The following is an 18,543-nucleotide window of genomic DNA, read 5'->3' as shown; positions in this document are numbered from 1 at the left end:
GGTTTCTCACCCGGCGTCTCACCCGGCCTCTCACCGGACTTCTCACCGGGCCTCCCGCCGGGCGTCTCACCGGGAGGCGGGCAGGCCCCGGGGTGCGGGTGCGGGTGCGGGTGCGGGTGCGGGTGCGGGTGCGGGCGAGCGTTCGGCCCGCTCGTCGTAGCGCTGCTGGACCTGGGAGAGCGCGGCCAGCAGCCCGGCCGAGCCGAGGATCGGCGCCCGGCCGCCCTCGGCGAGCCCGGCGATCGGCATCGAGCCGACGGCGGACCACAGCAGCCGTCCGTCCGGGCCGATCGAGCTGCGCGTCCGCCCGGCGTTGTCGGGGTGCAGGCAGTACGGCACGTCCAGGTAGCCGGCCGCGAACGCCCGCACCAGGGCCCGCCCGACGTCGGAGTCCAGGTCGAGCACCGCGCCGATCAGCGCCCTGGCCTCGGCCTCGATCCCGGTGTCCGGCGGGGCGGCGGGCCGGGGGCGGGCGCCTTCCTCGGTGGCGGCCGCGGCGGCGGTCTCCAGCGCCCGGACGTTCTCGGCGACGGTCGGGATGCGGTGCGCCTCGGCCGTGGTCTTGACGATCAGCCGGGCGGCGCCGCCGCGCACCGCGAGCCGCGCGGCGTCCTCCAGCAGCAGCCGGGCGCCGCCGGGCGAGCGCGGGTACACGCCCATGTACGCGTACACCACGAGGTGGTGGTCGACGTCCGCGAGCAGTTCGCCCGCGATCCGGCCGAGCGCGGCCAGCGCCTCCTCGTCCTGGCGGGCGTTGGCCTGCTGGGCGTAGCTGAGCGAGATGCTGCGCAGCCCGTGCTGGCGGAAGAACAGCGCCTCCAGGACGCTGATGGCGATCAGCAGCGAGGGCGGGCAGAGCTGGCCCATCATGCAGCCGCCGAACGTCTCCAGGTGCGGATCCGCACCGAACTCCCGCATGGACGAAAGCAGTTCGCAGCTGCGCTGCCAGCGGGCCACCGCCTCGTGCAGCGGGGTGCGGCCGTACGGCAGGCAGTAGGAGACCGGTCCGCCCTCGGTGGCGTCCAGGCCGGCCGCCAGCAGCGCCCCGATGATGTGCTCCGGCGCGGCCGAGCCGTGCCGGACCTGCACCGGGAAGCCCGCGTCCGCCACCCCGGCCAGGACCGCCCGGGTGACCTCGACCGGGTGGGTGGCGATCGGGTAGCCGTTGAGGCCGGCCCCGGCGGCCAGCGCCCGCCGCGCGGCGTCGAGGTCGCCGGTGCGGGTGTAGCTGTCCAGGGTGATGGTGCCGACGGTGACGGCGGCCGCCGCCCGGGTGGCGAGCAGGCCCTCCCGCATGAGGGCCGCCTGCGCCATCCCCATCCGGGGCTGGACCACCAGTGCGCCGGCCTCCGCGGCCTGCGCCACGAACGCGCCGAAGCTCGTCACAGCAGGACCCGGGAGCGCAGCCCGTCGACGAACTCGCGGAACCCGGCCACCGCGGAGCCCTCCTCGAAGACCCGGTCGAAGCCGGCCGCCAGCAGTGTGCGCTCGCGGTCGGGGTCGTCGGTTCCGGCGATGCCGAGCTTGCCGCCGATGACCGTCGGGGTGCGCCGCAGTTCCGGGCAGGCGCGCAGGGCCGGGATCACCCGCAGCCCTTCCTGGTAGCCGTGCCCGTTGACGCTGCTGACCACGATCAGGTCCGGTTCGATCCGGCGGCATTCGGAGAGCAGCAGGGCGTCGGGGACGCACGCGCCCAGGTTCGTCACCCGGTGGCCCATTTCCTCCAGCAGCAGTTGCAGGAACACCAGGTTCCAGGTGTGCGAATCGGAGGCCGTCGTCGTCACGACGACGTCCAGTCTGTTCTCTTCGGCGTTTCCGTGCTCCACAGCCCAGCCCTCGTCGGTAGCGATCGTCGATGGAATTCCGCCGACGCCCCAGCCGGCGGCCCGGGAATTCCGGCGCGTATTCCGCGGCGGTCCAGCCCCACGGAGAACGCTAGGAACGATCGGGCCCGGCGACCGGCAGCTCGTGCGGCAAGATGCGGGCAAGAAGCGGCAGTATCGACACCCGGCCGGCCTGCCGCCGCGCGGTCAGCCCGCGACGGCGAGCAGTTGGACGTCCGCGGCCGGCGCGAACCGGTGCCCGGGCTCCTCCTGGAGGAGGCGGCGGCACACGTTGAGCACCGTGAAGCGCACCCCGTCGCGGGCGGGCACGCTGCGGATCAGTCCGCGCGACAGCAGTTCGTGCACCGTCGCCAGGCAGGTCTGCGGCGCCCAGCCGCTGCGGACCACCGCGTCCTCCCCCGACCAGTCGCCGGGCTCGTCCACGAGCACGTCCAGCAGGGCCCGCTGGCGTTCCGTCAACCGCTGGATCGCCGGCTCCACCTCGTCCCGGACGTCACCGCGCGTGCCGTACACCACCGGCGGTGCCGCCAGCGTGAACGGGCCGGCCGACAGCCGGGCCAGCAGCTGGGCGGTGGACTGCACCAGCGTCCACCCCGCCGCGCGCTCCAACGCCCCCGGCAGGCCGTCCAGGTGGCGGCAGAGCGCGGCCACGGCGGGGGCCTCGGAGCGCTCCAGGGTGTAGCCGGGGCGCAGCCGGCGCAGGTGCGAGAGCAGCAGCCGGACGGCGCCGATCTGCGCCAACGCCTCCGGGTCGGCGTCGAGTTCGGGGGCCGGTACGGGCAGCGGGGCGAGCGGGACGACCTGCCCGCCGGGCAGCGGCCAGGCCTCCCGGGCGGTGATCAGCACCCGCAGCCCGGGGCAGTGGTGGAACAGCCCGTCCAGCTGCCCGGCGTCCACCCCGCCGTCGGCGCCGTCCAGCACCAGCAGGGCGGGCCGGTCGCCGATGTCCCGGACGATGTCGTCCATCCGGCCGTGCCAGGGGGCCGAGTCGCCGGAGCAGTCCACCCAGCGCACCGACCAGCAGGCGGCCAGGTGCAGGCGGCGGGCCACCTCCAGGGCGAGCCGGGTCTTGCCGACCCCGCCGAGCCCCACCAGCGAGACCAGCCGGTCCCCGTGCACGGCGAAGGCGTCGGACAGCACCTCGGCCTCCATCTCCCGGCCGACGATGGCTCCGCGCGCCACCGGCGGGGCGACCGGCGCCACGGCCGCCGGCTCGTCGGCGAGCGGGTGCCGGCGAGCGGCCTCCTCGAAGTCCGCCCGGCTGCGGCCCTCCAGCCGCAGCGCGTCCGCCAGCAGCCGGACGGTCTCGTTCCGCGGCCGTCTCACTCGGCCGCTCTCCATGTCCCGAATGGCCCGCACGCTCAGGGTGGCGTGATCGGCCAGGCACTGTTGGGTCAGGCCGATCCGCTCGCGCCGCACCCTCAACTGCTCTCCGAAGCCCGCCGCCGTCCTCACCGCTTGCACCCACTGCCCGCCGTCCATGCCTCGTCTGCCCTTCGTGGTCCGGACTCCTGATGGGGGTCGGGACCAGTGGCGGCATCAGCGCTGGGCACCCGCGCGGTCCGTGGTCCGACCGCGTGGGACCCGGTGGTCAGGCTGTGGCCTCCGAACCGGTCCCCTCCGGTTCCAGATGCTCCAGGCTCGCCGTCTACGCCCGATCAACGGCCGATCACCGGCCCCACCCACGACCTTCACGCGGGCCTCACAGCCTGTCGGCGGACTGCTCCTCAAGCGCGGCGCGGGCCGTGTCCATCAGTTCGTCGAGCGCGTCACGGGTCCTGGCCATGTCCGCGATGTGCGCGTCGAGCTTCGCCCGCTCCTGCCCCATCCGCTCCAGCGCGGCCGCCGAGTGCTCCTCGCTGGGCGCGTCCACGCACGGCAGCAGTTCGGCGATGGCGCGGCTGGACAGCCCCGCCGCGAAGAGCCGCTGGATGAACAGCACCCGCGCCACCGCGCCGTCGACGTAGTGGCGCTGCCCGCTGGCGCTACGGGTGCTGGCCAGCAGGCCCTGCCCCTCGTAGTAGCGCAGGGATCTGACGCTCACTCCGGCACGTTCGGCGAGCTCTCCGATCCGCACGGGCACCTCCGGGTCGTGATCCACGTCACAGGGCTTGCCTCTGACATCAATGTCAGGTTTTAGCGTAACGGAGGACGGGCCCGGGCACCGGGTCCGTGACTTCGAACGAAGGACCTCCCCATGACGACGTCCGCCACGTCCGCCCCGTCGAGCACCCTGCTCACCGGCCACCGGCTCGGCGAACTCACGCTGCCCAACCGGGTGGTGATGGCGCCGATGAGCCGGGTGCGCGCCACCGCCGACGGTCTGGCCACCGCCTCGATGGCCACCTACTACGCCCAGCGGGCCACCGCCGGACTGATCGTGGCCGAAGGCGTCCAACCGAGCCTGATCGGCCAGTCGAACCCGGGCACGCCCGGCCTGTACACCGACGAGCAGACGGCCTCGTGGCGCCAGGTGACCGCCGCCGTGCACGCCAACGGCGGCCGGATCTTCGCCCAGCTGATGCACGGCGGCCGGGTCTCGCACCCCGACACCACGGGGCTCCAGCCGGTCGGCCCCTCGGCCGTCCCCGCCACCGGCGACGTGTTCACCCCGACCGGTCCGCAGCCCGCTCCGGTCCCCCGGGCCCTGGAGACCGGCGAGGTCCCCGAACACGCCCGCTCCTACGCCGAGGCCGCCCGCCGCGCCGTCGACGCGGGCTTCGACGGGGTGGAACTGCACGGCGCCAACGGCTACCTGATCTCGCAGTTCCTCTCCTCCAACGCCAACCTGCGCACCGACCTCTACGGCGGCCCGGTGCGCAACCGGATCCGTTTCGCCGTCGAAGCCGCCACCGCCACCGTCGAGGCCGTCGGCGCCGCCAGGACCGGGATCCGCCTCTCCCCCGGCGGCACCTTCTGGGGCGTGGCGGAGGAGGACGTCCTGGAGCTCTACACCGCCCTGCTCGGCGAACTCGCCGGCCTCGGACTCGCCTACGTCCACCTGGAGGCGACGACGGACGAGCCGACCCTGCTCGCCCTGCGCCGCGCCTGGCCGGGCACGCTCATCATGAATCCGGTGCTTCCGCTGGGCCCCAAGCAGACCGACCGCGAGGCGGCGGACCACTGGCTCGGCCTCGGCGCCGAGCTGATCAGCTTCGGCCGCGCCTTCCTCGCCAATCCCGACCTCGTCGAACGGCTGCGCACCGGCGTCCCGATCGCCCCGGCCGACGAAGCCACCTACTACCAGGGCGGGGACCGGGGCTACCTGACCTACTCGGCCTACCAGCACACGGTCGACCAGCGGCCGTAACCGCCACCCGCCCGAGGCCGCCGCGGCGGCGCCCCGCCCCGGGAGGTTCAGTCCAGGAGCTTCGCCAGGACGCGGTCGAGCGCCTGGATGTCCTCCGGGGGCAGGGCGAGCAGGTCGTCGGGCGGGGTGGTGAGGATCCTGGCGGCGAGGGCGGCCTTCGCCTGGCCCTCCTCGGTCAGATGGACCAGCTTGGACCGGCGATCGGCGGGATTGGTGACGCGTTCGGCGAGGCCGCGCCGCACCAGGTCGTCGACGATGACGGTGGTGTAGGGCGGGTCGCTGCCCAGCCGCTCGGCCAGGTCCCGCAGGGTGATCGGGTCGGCGCCGAGGCGGCGCAGCGCCCTGACCCGGCTGAAGCTCATGCCGAGCGCTTCGGCGACGGTCTTGCGGCGGTCGTAGCGCTCCAGGACGAGCGCGTTCAGCCCCTGCCAGACCCTGGTCGCCGTCCTGGTGGCGGCCTCGTCCACCTCGTCCCCGTCGCGGTGCTCGCCGGTGTGCGGGCGGTCCATCAGGTGTTCACCGTCTCCTTCGTCTCCTTCGCCCCACTCGCCCCCGGCGCCTCCGGCGTCCCCGGCGTCCCCGGCGTCTCCTCGGCGGCGAGCCGCTCCGCCGTGCGCAGGGCCGTCTCCCGGGCCCAGCGGCCGGAAGTGAGCGTACCCGTGACCAGCACGGCGGCGCCGCAGCCGGCGATGATCCACCACGCCGTCCGCCCGGCGTCGGTGAAGGCCGCCGTGTGCGCGTACGCGCCACCCGCCATCAGGGCGCCGACGACGGCCACGCCGAGGGACTGGCCGATCTGCCGGCTGGTGGAGGCCACCGCGGCCGCGACGCCGGCCTGCGAACGGGGCATGCCCGACACGGCGGTGTTGGTGATGGGTGCGTTGACCAGGCCGAAGCCGGTGCCGAAGAGCAGGTACGCGACGACCAGCACGGCCGTCGGAAGGTGCTCGGAGTAGGTGAGCGCCTGGAGCACGGCGCTCGCGCACAGGGCCGTCCCGGCGAGGAGCAGGGGGACGCGCGGCCCCCGGGAGGCCACCATGCGGCCGGACACCGGTGCGGTCAGCAGCGCCATCACCGCCATCGGCAGCATGAACAGTCCGGCGTGCAGCGGGGTGAGCCCGCGCACGTTCTGCAGGTACAGGGAGCTGACGAACAGGAACCCGCCCAGGGAGGCGAAGGCGGCGACCGCGATCACGGTGGCGCCCGCGAACGGCGCGGAGCGGAAGAACCGCAGCTCGATCAGCGGGTCGGTGCGCCTGGGCTCGTACCAGAGCAGGCCCAGCAGCGCGCCCAGCGCCGCCGCCGCGCAGCCGACGACGAGCGGCGAGGTCCAGCCGCGCTCCGGCGACTCGATGATCGCGTACGTGAGCGTGGTGAGCAGGACGATGACGAGCACCTGGCCGACCGGATCCACCCGGCGGGGCCGCGGCGCCCGCGATTCCGGCACGTACCTGCGGGTCAGGAACAGCGCGGCCAGGCCGATCGGCACGTTGATCCAGAAGACGGCCCGCCAGCCGGCCGACTCGACCAGGGCGCCGCCGACGATCGGCCCGGCGGCCATGCTGATGCCCACGACGCCGCTCCACACGCCGATGGCGCGGGCGCGCTGCCGGGAGTCGGTGAAGGTGTTGCTGATGATCGACATGGCGACGGGGTTCAGCATCGATCCGCCGACCGCCTGGAGCATCCGCGCGACGACGAGCCAGCCGAGCCCGGGGGCCAGGCTGCACAGCAGGGAGGCCGCGGTGAAGACCACCAGCCCGATCTGGAAGACCCGGCGGCGGCCCACCCGGTCGGCGGTGGAGCCGGAGAGCATCAACAGGCTGGCCAGCACCAGCGTGTAGGCATCGACCGTCCACTGCAGCCCGGACACCGAGGTGTGCAGGTCGCGCTGGATGGCGGGCAGGGCGACGTTCAGGATCGTGTTGTCGAGGCTGACGATCAGCAGGCTCATGCAGCAGATGGCGAGCACGAGCCAGGGCCGTCGTGGGGCGGCGTCCGGCATGGTGGGGGCTCCACAAGTATTTGTATTGTTGAAATCATTGTGAGCATATAACTAAATCACCGAACAGCCCAGCCCCGAACAGCCCCGACCCAGCCGGCCAGGCGCCCCCGTCACGGGCGGGGGGCCGGCTCCGGAGGCCAGGCGCCGGCGGCCAGGACGCCGGTGGCGTACGCGCGGGCGACCAGCGCGGTGCGGTTGGGCAGCTGCCAGCGGCGGGTGAGCCGGGCGAGGTGGTAGTTGACGCCGTCCGGGGTGAGGCCGATCTCCCGGCCGATCTGGGCGGTGGTGGCGCCGCGGGCGGCGGCGGCGAGGATCCGGGCCTCGATCGGGCTCACCTCGGGCCGGGGAGCAGGAGGCGGGGCGGCCGGCTCGGTACGGACGGGCAGCGAGAGCAGCAGGTTCGGGGCCTCCTCCGGGGTGTCGCCGACCAGGGCCACGGTCATCTCGCCGCTCCGCTCGGTCCCGTCGGCGGCCGACCAGGAGACCGGCGCCGGGTACTGCGAGCGCCGGTGCAGGCGGACCGCCTCGGCGAGCGCCGGTATCGTGGCGCTGTCCCGGAGGGTGAAGAACTCCAGGATCTTCCGGTTGCGCAACTGCCCGGGCAGCAGGCCGAATTCGGCGGCCATCGCCCGGTTGACGATCATGATCCGGCCGCTGAACTCGCACACCGCCAGCGCCACCGGCACGTGGTCGAGCAACCGCAGCGTCCGGTTGCGCCAGATGACGGCGAGGTCCTGCCAGCTCTCCGCGGTCGACTCGCAGTCGGTCAGTCTCATGCCCGGCCCCTCCCATGTACGGCTACCGCGTGCTGCAGATCTGACGGCCCGTTGACAAGTCTTTCGCGACCGCCGCTACTGCACAAACATGTAGTCCTCGGGCCCGGGTTCCCGCCCCGCTCGGGCGAGAGTGGAGGACGACGAGGTTTCTCCTGCCACGGAAGGCGACAACCCATGACCGAGACGATGACCCCGGCGGCAGCCGAGGCCGCGAATCCGGCCGGGGCCGGGCTCCCGCCCGAGACCCTGGTGCCCCGGCAGAGCACCGCCGGAGTACCGCTGGTCGACATCTCGTCGGCGCCGCCGCTCGCCGCCCCCGTGCTGCGCACCATGGAGCTGGCCCGGCAGCACGCCCCGGTCTTCGTCCAGCGCCTGCACGGACGGGACACCCTGATCGTCACCGGCCTGGACCTGGTCGAGGAGCTGGCCGACGAGGAGCGGTTCACCAAGTCGATCGGACCGGCCCTGGAGAACGTCCGCGCGTTCACCGGGGACGGCCTGTTCACGGCGTACAACGCGGAGCCGAACTGGGCCAGGGCGCACGACATCCTGATGCCCGCCTTCGCGCTCGGCTCGATGCGCACCTACCACCCGGTGATGCTGCGGGTGGCCCGCCGCCTGATCGAGTCCTGGGACGGCCGGTCGGCCGCCGGACTGGTGGTGGACGTGCCCGGCGACATGACCCGGATGACCCTGGACACCATCGGGCTGGCCGGGTTCGGCTTCGACTTCGGCTCCTTCGACCGGGAGGAGCCGCACCCCTTCGTCGAGGCGATGGTCCGCTCCCTGGACTGGGCGATGAACAAGCTCCTGCGCGACCCGGAACTCGACCACAGCGAGCGCGACGAGGCCGCCCAGGGCGACGCCCGGTACCTGGCCTCGGTGGTGGACGAGGTGATCGCCGCCCGCGCCGGCAGCCCCGAGCAGGGCCCGGCCGAGGACCTGCTGGGCCTGATGCTCGACGCCGTGCACCCCGCCGACGGCAGCAGACTGGACGCCGAGAACATCCGCAACCAGGTGATCACCTTCCTGATCGCCGGCCACGAGACCACCTCGGGCGCGCTCTCCTTCGCCCTGTACTACCTCGTCAAGCACCCCGCCGTGCTCCGCGAGGTCCAGCGCGAGGTGGACGCGCTCTGGGGCGACCAGGCCGACCCGGAGCCCTCGTACGAGGACGTCGGCCGGCTCCGGTACACCCGGCAGGTGCTCAACGAGGCGCTGCGGCTGTGGCCGACGGCCCCCGCGTTCAGCCGCGAGGCCCGCGCGGACACCGTGCTCGGCGGCCGGATCCCGGTCCGCGCCGGGGAGCCGGTCCTGGTGGCCACGATGATGCTGCACCGCGACCCCGTCTGGGGCGACAACCCCGAGCTGTTCGACCCCTCCCGCTTCGACCCCGAGCCGGAGGCGGCCCGCTCACCGCACGCCTTCAAGCCCTTCGGCACCGGCGAACGTGCCTGCATCGGGCGGCAGTTCGCGCTGCACGAGGCGACCATGCTGCTCGGCATGCTGGTCCACCGCTACCGACTGATCGACCACGCCGACTACCGGCTGACCATCAAGCAGACGCTCACCATCAAGCCCGACGACTTCACCCTCGCCCTCGCCCCGCGCACGCCCACGCCCCCGGCGGTGGTCGACGCGCCGGTCCGCGCCGCCGACCTGCCCGGGCGGGTCCGCCAGGGCACCGGCCTGCTGCTCCTGCACGGCTCCAACTACGGCGCCTGCCGGGAGTTCACCCGGCAGCTGGCCGACGTGGCGGCCGCGCTCGGCTGCGACACCGCCGTCGCCCCGCTGGACGCCTACGCGGACGGACTGCCCACCGACCGGCCGGTGGTGATCACCGCCGCCTCGTACAACGGCCAGCCGACGGACGACGCGGCGGAGTTCGTCCGCCGGCTCCAGGCCGCGACCGCGCAGGCCGGGCAGGCCGAGGGCGGCGAAGGCACCGAGGGCGCGGCCGGGTTCGCGAAGGACGTCCGGTACGCGGTGCTCGGCATCGGCGACCGGACGTACGCCGCCACGTACCAGCGCGTGCCGACGCTGATCGACGAGGGCCTCGCCGCCCTGGGCGGCACCCGGCTGCTCGCCCGGGGTGCGGCCGACGCCTCCGGCGATCTGGCCGGGAAGGTGGCGGAGTTCACCACGGCGCTGAGCCGGACCCTGCTGGAACGGTACGGCGACGCCGCTGCACCCGTCGTCGCCCCCGCCGCCGGCACCGTGCCCGCTCCCGCTCCCGCTCCCGCCGAGGCCGCCCCCCTGGCGACGTACACCGTGACCGAGCTGGCCGGCGGTCCGCTGGACGCCCTGGCCGCGAAGCGCCGCGTGATCGGACTGACCGTCACGGCGGTCGGCAGCCTCACCGACCCCGCCTACCCCCGGGTCAAGCGCCTGGTCCGGCTGGCCCTGCCGGAGGGCGTCGACTACCGCACCGCGGACCACGTCTCGGTGCTGCCGGCCAACGACCCGGCCCTGGTCGAGCGCGCCGCCAAGGTGTTCGGCGCCGACCCGGACACCCTGCTCGCCATCGTGGCGAACCGGCGCACCATCCTGGCCGTGGACCGGCCGCTGACGGTTCGCGAACTGCTGACCCACCACGTCGAGTTGCAGGACCGCCCGAACGCGGCCCAGCGCGCGACACTGGCCGACCTCAACCCCTGCCCGCCCGAGCGGGCCGCGCTGCGGGCGCTGCCCGAGGACGACCCGCGGACGCTGCTGGAGCTGGTCGAGGACCACCCGGCCCTGCGGGAGGTCCTGACCTGGCCGGTGCTGCTGGAACTGCTGCCGCCGATCCGGCCCCGGATGTACTCCATCTCCACGTCGCCGACCAGCGCCCCGCGCCACGTGGACCTGATGGTCTCCGTGCTCGACGCCCCGGCCCGCTCCGGCCGGGGCTCCTTCCGGGGTGTCGGCTCCGGCTACCTCGACCGGGTGGCCGTCGGGGACACCGTGCTGGCGCGCCTCCAGCCGTGCCGCGAGACGTTCCGGATCGACCACCGCGCCCCGGTGATCATGATCGCGGCCGGCACCGGCCTGGCGCCGTTCCGCGGCGCGGTCGCCGACCGCCGCGCCCTGCTCGCCGCCGCCGCCCCCGACCGGGCCACCGCCACCGACCGGGCCACGGACGGGGAACTCGCCCCGGCCCTGCTCTACTTCGGCTGCGACGCGCCCGACGCCGACTACCTGCACCGCGACGAACTGCTCGCCGCCGAGCAGGCCGGCGCCGTCTCGATGCGCCCGGTCTTCAGCGAACAGCCCGTCGACGGCCGGCGCTTCGTCCAGGACCGCATCGCCGCCGAGGGCGCGGAGGTCTGGAGCCTGCTCACCGCCGGCGCCGAGGTCTACGTGTGCGGCGACGGCGCCCGGATGGCCCCGGGTGTCCGCGCCGCCTTCCGCGAGCTCTACCTGAGCCGGACCCCCGGTGCCGACGAGGGCCAGGCCCAGGCCTGGCTCCAGGGCCTGATCGACGAGCGCCGCTACGTCGAGGACGTCTACGCGGGCCGCTGAGCCCACCCGACCAGGAGGCCGGCCACACCCACCCGGGGTGTGGCCGGCCTCCTGCCGCACACATGTCTCCCAACTCCCCTTCCATGCAAGCCTCGACACATTGTCGATCAAGGTGTTCTGATGTTCGCACCATACGTATGACTATCCGACCAATACCTGACGGTGGGTCGGAGAAGCGGAGGAACGGTGCGTCCTGCCCGTGGCGTGGCTGTCCTGCTGGCAACGGGGGTCGTCGTGGCCCTCGGCCTGGGCACGGGAGGCCCCGACTCGAAGGGCAGACCGGCCACCGCCGACGCCGCCCCGGACAGCACACCCGACCCGAGCGGCACACCCTCCGACAGCCCCGGCAGCCCCGCCGCCACCCCGACGCCCAGCGCCACGCCGACCTGGGACGGCCAGGTCAAGGTGCTCGGCGACGGCTCCACCTCCGACACCGGCCCGCAGCCCAAACAACCCCGGCCCGAGAAGCTGAAGCCCGGCGAGAAGCCGCCGCAGTTCGTGGTGTTCTCCTGGGACGGCGCGCTGGAGGGCGACGACGAACAGTTCTCGCGCTTCCGCAAGCTGGGCACGGAGAACAACGCCCAGATGACGTTCTTCCTCAGCGGCATCTACACCCTGCCCAAGTCCAAACGCACGCTCTACCACCCGCCGCAGCACGACGCCGGCGCCTCCGCCATCGACTTCGCCACCGACGCCCACATCAAGGACACCCTGGAGCAACTGCGCCTGGCCTGGCAGGACGGGAACGAGATCGGCACCCACTTCAACGGGCACTTCTGCGACTCCAAGGGCGGCGGCGACGACTGGAGCACCGAGGAGTGGAAGAGCGAGCTCGACCAGGCGATCTCCTTCGTCACCAACTGGAAGACCAACACCGGCTTCAAGAACCTCCCGCCGCTGCCCTTCGACTACACCAAGGAGGCGGTCGGCGGCCGCGCCCCCTGTCTGCAGGGCCAGAAGAACCTGCTCCCGGCCGAGAAGGCGGCCGGCTTCCGGTACGACGCCAGCTCACCGGGCGAGTTCCAGGTCTGGCCCGGCAAGAAGGACGGCATCTGGAACTTCCCGCTCCAACTGCTGCCCTACCCGGGCAAATCGACCCAGGTCCTCTCGATGGACTACAACTTCCTCGCCAACCAGTCCGTGGGCACCACCAAGGGCGATCCGAAGAAGTACGACGCGTGGGAGAAGGAGACCCGGAACGGCTACCTCAACGGCTTCGAACGGGTCTACAACGGCAGCCGGGCGCCGCTCTTCATCGGGAACCACTTCGAGAACTGGAACGGCGGCATCTACATGCAGGCCATCGAGGACGTGATGAAGAGCGTCTGCACCCGGGAGGGCGTCCGCTGCGTGTCCTTCCGCCAGGTCGCCGACTGGCTGGACGCCCAGGACCCCAAGGTGCTCGACCAGTTGCGCGCGCTGGACCCTGGGCAGCCGGCCGACTGGTCCCGCCTGGTCAAGTGACCGGGCCCGGGCGGCCGCGGGGCCGTGACACCACGCCCCGCGGCCGCCCGGCCCTACCGGCCCTACCGGCCCTACCGGTCCCAGGCCCTACCGGCCTCCCGGGCCACCGGCCGCCTTCATGTACGAGGTCCAGATCTGGGTGGGCAGCGCGGAGTCCGGGGTGTCCGGGGCGGCGCCGCCCAGCCCCTCCAGCGAGAGCAGCTTCATGTCCTTCAGGTCCGCCCGGAACACCGTGACGGCCGTGGACATCCGCGCGTCGTAGCCGACGAACCACCCCGCCGTACGGTCCGGGGTCGTCCCCGGCTTCCCCGCCAGGTCCGGCCCGGCCTCCGCCACCGCCTTGGCGCTCCCGGTGCGGACCGCGCTCTTCAGCGCCGCGTCCACCTCCCCCGCGACCTGCGGGGTCAGCGCCTGCACGGCGGTCGGCAGGCGCAGCCCGAGCGGCTCGCCGTTCCGGGTGATCCTCAGGACGGAGTACGGCTCCGTGTGGCTGCCCCCCGCGGCGAAGGTGGCGTAGGCGTCGGCGGTCCTGATCGCGCTCGGTGTGGAGTTCCCGACGCCGAAGGCCGGCACCAACTCCCCCATGCTGCCCGGGAGCAGGCCCAGGTCGGTGGCGGTCTTCTGCACCCGGTCCAGGCCGACGTCCATGGCGAGCTGCATCATCGGCCCGTTGACGGACTGCTCCACCGCGCTCCTCAGGGTGACCTTTCCCCAGCTCCGCTTGCCGTCGTTGGCGGTCTTCGCTATCCGCCCGTTGCGCCCCCAGTACGGGCCCTCCGGGGTCATCACGTTCACGCCGTCGTCGCCGTCGTAGGTGGTGGTGGGCGTCACCGGGGTGCGGCTGCCGCCCCGCTGGCGCTGCACGCCCTCGCTCAGGCCCGAGGCGTAGACCAGCGGGGCGAAGGCCGAACCGACCGGCACCGTCGAGGTGTTGGCGTTGTCGAAGCCCTGTTTCAGGTAGTCGGTTCCGCCGTAGAGCGCGACGATCCTCCCGTCCGGGGCCACCGAGGCGGCGCCGACCTTCAGTAACCGGTCGGCCTCGCGGCTGTCGGGGTCGATCCCCTTGGTGGCGTCCCGCACCGCGGCGGCCAGCGCGGTGACCTTCGGCTTCTCGAAGGTGGTGAAGATCTGGTGGCCGCCGAGGTCGAACTGGGCCTGCGTGATGTCGCTGTGGCCCTCCACGTACGTCCTGGCCATGTCCACCAGGTACCCGACCTGTCCGCTCAGGCCCGCCGCCTTCGGCTGGGTCCTGGGTTCGGGGAACACCGTGTACCCGGCGCGCTCGGCGGCGGAGAGCTTGCCGACCTTCACCATCCGGTCCAGGATCCAGGACCACCGCTCCTCGGCCCGCCGGTGGTTGTTCGCGCTGATCCCCGGATCGAACTGCCCGGCCCCCTTCAACAGCGCGGCGAGGAGCGCCCCTTCGCTCGGGTTGAGCTGCGAGACGTCCTTTCCGTAGTACGCCGCCGCGGCCCGTTCGATGCCGTAGCTGCCGCGCCCGAACCAACTGGTGTTCAGATAGCCGGCCAGGATGTCCTGTTTGCTCATCCGCCGGTCCAGCTTGATCGCGATGACGATCTCGCTGAGCTTGCGCGAGAAGTCCTGACGCTGGTTCAGGTAGTTGTTCTTGACGTACTGCTGGGTGATGGTCGAGCCGCCCTGGGTCTCACCGCCCGTGGCCATCTGGTAGACCGCGCGGCCGATGCCCGTGAAGGAGATCCCCGGGTCCGAGTAGAAGGTCTCGTTCTCGGCGGCCAGTACGGCCCACTGCACCGACTCCGGCACCTGGTCGAGCGGCACCTCCTGCCGGTTGGTCTCGCCGATCCGCGCCATCTCGGTGCCGTCCGCCCAGAAGTACACGTTGTTCTGCTGGGTGGCGAAGGCGTTCAGGTCCTCCGGGACCTTGGTGGTGACGTAGAACCAGGTCAGCCACCCCGTCAGCACCGCCGACCCGGCCCCCGCCACCAGGAGCAGCTGCCGCCAGGACGGGAGCCAGCGGCGGACTCCGCGCCGACCTCTGCGCGGGTAGTCGATCCACCGCCGCCCTTCGGGCTTCTCCCCTCCGGGCTTCTCCTTCTCCGCCCCGCCACCTTGGTCAGCACGCACAGTCCGGTCTCCGATTCGCTCGTGGGCACAGACCCCCGAACTCAGACGCGGTGGGGGTCGGACCACGGCACAACGGAATTGATGTGATCACGGTCATACCGCGCGGACCGGCGGTCGATGGAGACCCGCCGCCGATGGGTCACGAGAAGTTGGCTAGACAGGAATTGGCTGAAAACTCATGCGGCGTTCGCTGGGGGACCTCGTACGGCCTGGCTGCGGCCCCTATGTTCGAACCTTCTTGGCACCCCCCGTACCCCGAGAAGGAAGGACACCACGTGGCCTCCATCGACCGGCGCCGATTCCTCCAGCTGAGCGGCGCGTCCGCAGCCGCCGCAGGCCTCGGCGCGTTCCCGCCCGCGGTCAGCAAGGCCCTGGCACTGCCCGCGATCGGCCGGACCCGCTCGATCGAGGACGTCGAACACGTCGTCGTCCTGATGCAGGAGAACCGTTCCTTCGACCACTACTTCGGCACCCTGCGCGGCGTGCGCGGGTTCGACGACCCGCGCCCCACCCTGCTGCCCGACGGTCGGCCGAACTGGCACCAGCCCGCCGCCGCCGTGAAGACCGGCCGCTACCACGACCGAGGCCTGCCCGCCTCCGAGCAGGAGGTGCTGCCCTGGTACATCGACCCCCGGAACACCACCGAGTACCAGGCCGGCACCGACCACGGCTGGAGCAGCGGCCACCTCGCCTGGAACGAAGGGCGCCACGACCAGTGGGTGAACCAGAAGCAGGACGTCATGACGATGGGCCACCTCAAGCGCCAGGACCTGGCGTACCACTTCGCCCTGGCCGACGCCTTCACCCTCTGCGACTCGTACTTCTGCTCCGTCCACGCCGACACCGCGCCCAACCGCATCTACCTGTGGACCGGCACCAGCGACCCGCGCAACGTGTACGGCCGCAAGCCCAACGGCCCCGGCCTGGAGGAGCGCAACAACACCAACGGCTACACCTGGACCACCTACCCCGAGCGCCTGGAGAAGGCCGGCGTCAGCTGGAAGCTGTACCAGGGCGGCTCCGGCGAGCCGGGCACCCCCACGGACAACTACACCGACAACTCGCTGATGTTCTTCGAGCGCTACCAGGTCGCCGAGGGCGCGTCGGGCCCCCTGGTGGACAAGGGCGCCACCGACCACACGCTGAAGGAGTTCCGCGCCGACGTCCAGCAGGGCCGGCTCCCGCAGGTCTCCTGGATCGTCCCGCCGTACAAGTACAGCGAGCACCCGTCCGCGACGCCCACCGACGGCGCGTACTACATCAACCTCGTGCTGGACGCGCTCACCTCCAACCCCGAGGTCTGGGGCAGGACGGTCTTCCTCATCAACTACGACGAGAACGACGGCCTGTTCGACCACGTCGTCCCGCCGATGCCGCCGGTCGTCAGCGGCCCGGGCGGCCAGGGCATCGTCTCCGCCGACCTGAGGGCGAGCCTGCGCGACGAACTGCTCGACCTCGGCAAGCACCCGGGTGAGATGAGCCCGCTGGTCCCCGGCGCCGACCCGGGCGGCCTCCAGCCGATCGGCCTCGGCCCGCGCGTGCCGATGCTGGTCATCTCCCCGTGGTCGCGCGGCGGCTGGGTCTGCTCGGAGACCTTCGACCACACCTCCGTCCTGCGGTTCCTGGAGGCCCGGTTCGGCATCGAGGAGCCCAACATCAGCGCCTGGCGCCGGTCGGTCTGCGGCGACCTCACCTCGGCGCTCGACTTCTCCGGCGCCGACCCGCGGCCGGTCTCGATCCCGGTGCCCGCGCCGATCGCCTCGCAGGGCAAGCCGTACCAGGTGCCGCTGCCCCAGCGGATGCCCACCCAGGAGCCCGGCGTCCGGCCGGCCCGCGCCCTCCCGTACGACCTGGTGCTCAACGAGGAGGAGACGGACACCCCCGGGCGGTTCCAGCTGGACCTGGAGAACCGGGGCGAGGCGGGCGCCTGGCTCTACGTCTACGACCGGACCGCGCCGAAGGCCGCCCCCCGCCGCTACACCATCTCGGGCGGCGACACCCTCGGCGACTTCTGGCCGCACTCCGCCTCCGGCGACTACCACCTCGCCGCCCACGGCCCGAACGGGTCGGTGTACGAGTTCGAGGGCACCGCCCGGACGGAGCTGGTCGCGCTGTTCGACCCGCAGAAGTCCAAGGTGCGCGTCAAGATCACCAACAACGGGCCGGTCACCCGGACGGTGACCGTCGCCAACGCCTACGCCAAGGGCTCGCAGCAGAGCCGCAGCCTCCGGCGCGGCGCCTCGGCGCAGTTCACCTTCGACATCCGCCCCGACAGCCGCTGGTACGACATCACGGTCGCCGCCACCGACGGCCCGACCTTCCGCCGCCGCTGGGCCGGCCACCTGGAGAACGGCCGCCCCGGCACCAGCGACCCCGGCCCCCGCTGACCGACGGCGCGGCCCTGGCCGTCGGTCCGGCTCCCGACCGACGGCACAGCGCCTGAACCGGCACGCCGCACCGGCGTTTCGTCCTACGCCGGTGCGGCTGGGCGTGTCCGACACTGCCGGCGGGAATCGTCAGACACTCCCGAGCCCCAGCGCCTGGCGGTACCAGGGGGCGGCCGCGGGCAGCCGGGCGAGGGGGCCGGGGCCGGGCGGGCAGGCGGCGAGGCGCCAGACGTCGTCCCCCCGGTACCAGTGGTCGCGGGCGATCAGGGAGAACTGCCGCTCGGAGACGCGGCCCGGGGTGGCGGCGAGCAGCCGCCGGCACTCGTCCCACGAGGCGCCCGGGCCGTTCGCGCCGTCCGGGCCGTCCGCGCCGGGCAGGGCGGGCAACAGGCCGAGGCCGGCCAGGGCGGCGAGCAGGTCGCCGGCCCGGACCGGGTCGGGGTGGCTCGCGTGCTGGACGCCGGGCGGGACGGCGTGGTCGTCCAGGGCGAGCGCGGTGATCAGCCGGGCCAGGTCGGTGCGGTCCACCACGGAGAGCCTGGCGTTCCCGCCCGCCCAGGGCACCGGCACCCGGCGGACCAGTTCGGCCAGCGCGGGCACCACCCAGCGGTCGCCCGTCCCGGTCACCAGGCCGGGCCGCAGCACGACGGCGCCGGCCGCCAGCGCGACGCGTTCGCCGAGCAGCCTGGTCCGGCTGGCCTCGGAGACCGGGGCGGCCGGCACCTCGTCGACCGCTATGCCGGAGTGCGGCCCCTCGCCGTACACCGCGGTCGTCGACAGGTGGACGATCCGGCGCACCCCGGCCCGGGCCGCGGCGGCCGTCACCGCCTCGGTGCCGCGCACGTTCACCGCCGCGCACTCCTCGGCGCCGCCGGAGACCCGGGAGGCCAGGTGGAGCAGGACGTCGGCACCCTCGCAGAGCGCGCTCAGCGCCGCCCCGTCCGCGAGGTCGCCCGGCACCCAGGCGGCCGGGCCGCGCCCGTCCGGCACTTCGCGGGCCAGCGCGCGCACCCGCGCGTCGCGGGCGGTCAGGGCGGCCAGCACCGCGGAGCCTATGAAGCCGGTCGCCCCGGTCAGCGCGACCGTGGTGCGCTCCGGTTGCCGCCGTCCCGCCGCCATGCCGCACCCCTCGCCGTCCCGCCGTCCC

Annotated in this window: 13 protein-coding genes; 4 read left to right on the top strand and 9 right to left on the bottom strand. The window is 73.3% G+C overall.

Going from position 1 to position 18,543, the window contains the following annotated elements:
* Positions 1-66 precede the first annotated feature (66 nt).
* From OG556_RS29750 to OG556_RS29735, 4 genes are all read right to left on the bottom strand, one after another.
* Positions 67-1,386 (bottom strand): methylaspartate mutase, encoded by a 1,320-nt coding sequence (locus OG556_RS29750; protein ID WP_371521526.1) that lies wholly within the window; start codon positions 1,384-1,386, stop codon positions 67-69.
* Positions 1,383-1,784, bottom strand: coding sequence for a cobalamin B12-binding domain-containing protein (locus tag OG556_RS29745; RefSeq protein WP_371521524.1), 402 nt, complete (start codon positions 1,782-1,784; stop codon positions 1,383-1,385). The genes OG556_RS29750 and OG556_RS29745 overlap by 4 nt, the downstream gene beginning before the upstream one ends.
* 246 nt (positions 1,785-2,030) lie before the next feature.
* Positions 2,031-3,326, bottom strand: coding sequence for a helix-turn-helix domain-containing protein (locus OG556_RS29740; protein WP_371521522.1), 1,296 nt, complete (start codon positions 3,324-3,326; stop codon positions 2,031-2,033).
* A 220-nt stretch (positions 3,327-3,546) separates the two neighbouring features.
* Entirely contained in the window at positions 3,547-3,921 is a 375-nt protein-coding gene (locus tag OG556_RS29735) for a MerR family transcriptional regulator (RefSeq protein ID WP_371522981.1), read from the bottom strand.
* Positions 3,922-4,041: 120 nt separating this feature from the next.
* On the opposite strand from OG556_RS29735, the gene OG556_RS29730 reads away from it, so the two are divergent.
* Complete coding sequence (locus OG556_RS29730; protein WP_371521520.1) at positions 4,042-5,154, top strand: alkene reductase; 1,113 nt, start codon at positions 4,042-4,044, stop codon at positions 5,152-5,154.
* A 47-nt stretch (positions 5,155-5,201) separates the two neighbouring features.
* Here the strand turns inward: OG556_RS29730 and OG556_RS29725 are convergent, their stop codons facing one another.
* From OG556_RS29725 to OG556_RS29715, 3 genes are all read right to left on the bottom strand, one after another.
* On the bottom strand, positions 5,202-5,663 hold the full coding sequence (locus OG556_RS29725) for a MarR family winged helix-turn-helix transcriptional regulator (protein WP_371521518.1): 462 nt from the start codon (positions 5,661-5,663) through the stop codon (positions 5,202-5,204).
* Entirely contained in the window at positions 5,663-7,159 is a 1,497-nt protein-coding gene (locus tag OG556_RS29720; protein WP_371521516.1) for an MFS transporter, read from the bottom strand. The genes OG556_RS29725 and OG556_RS29720 overlap by 1 nt, the downstream gene beginning before the upstream one ends.
* A gap of 110 nt (positions 7,160-7,269) precedes the next feature.
* Complete coding sequence (locus tag OG556_RS29715) at positions 7,270-7,935, bottom strand: LuxR C-terminal-related transcriptional regulator (RefSeq protein WP_371521514.1); 666 nt, start codon at positions 7,933-7,935, stop codon at positions 7,270-7,272.
* Between the two features lie 174 nt (positions 7,936-8,109).
* On the opposite strand from OG556_RS29715, the gene OG556_RS29710 reads away from it, so the two are divergent.
* A complete protein-coding gene (locus OG556_RS29710) occupies positions 8,110-11,439 on the top strand; it encodes a cytochrome P450 (protein WP_371521513.1) in 3,330 nt (1,109 codons plus the stop codon).
* 186 nt (positions 11,440-11,625) lie between these two features.
* Positions 11,626-12,903 carry a hypothetical protein gene (locus OG556_RS29705; RefSeq protein WP_371521511.1) on the top strand — a complete coding sequence of 426 codons (1,278 nt, stop codon included), beginning with the start codon at positions 11,626-11,628 and terminating at the stop codon, positions 12,901-12,903.
* 87 nt (positions 12,904-12,990) lie between these two features.
* Here OG556_RS29705 and OG556_RS29700 read toward each other — a convergent pair whose 3' ends face one another.
* Complete coding sequence (locus tag OG556_RS29700) at positions 12,991-15,009, bottom strand: transglycosylase domain-containing protein (protein ID WP_371521509.1); 2,019 nt, start codon at positions 15,007-15,009, stop codon at positions 12,991-12,993.
* Between the two features lie 275 nt (positions 15,010-15,284).
* Between OG556_RS29700 and OG556_RS29695 the strand changes: the two genes are divergently transcribed.
* Positions 15,285-17,396, top strand: coding sequence for a phosphocholine-specific phospholipase C (locus OG556_RS29695; RefSeq protein ID WP_371521507.1), 2,112 nt, complete (start codon positions 15,285-15,287; stop codon positions 17,394-17,396).
* A 129-nt stretch (positions 17,397-17,525) separates the two neighbouring features.
* Here the strand turns inward: OG556_RS29695 and OG556_RS29690 are convergent, their stop codons facing one another.
* Positions 17,526-18,515, bottom strand: coding sequence for an NAD-dependent epimerase/dehydratase family protein (locus OG556_RS29690; protein WP_371521505.1), 990 nt, complete (start codon positions 18,513-18,515; stop codon positions 17,526-17,528).
* Positions 18,516-18,543 lie beyond the last annotated feature (28 nt).

It is taken from the genome of Kitasatospora sp. NBC_01300, assembly GCF_041435235.1.
Classification (GTDB): domain Bacteria; phylum Actinomycetota; class Actinomycetes; order Streptomycetales; family Streptomycetaceae; genus Kitasatospora.
This window is presented reverse-complemented; position numbering and strand designations above follow the sequence as displayed.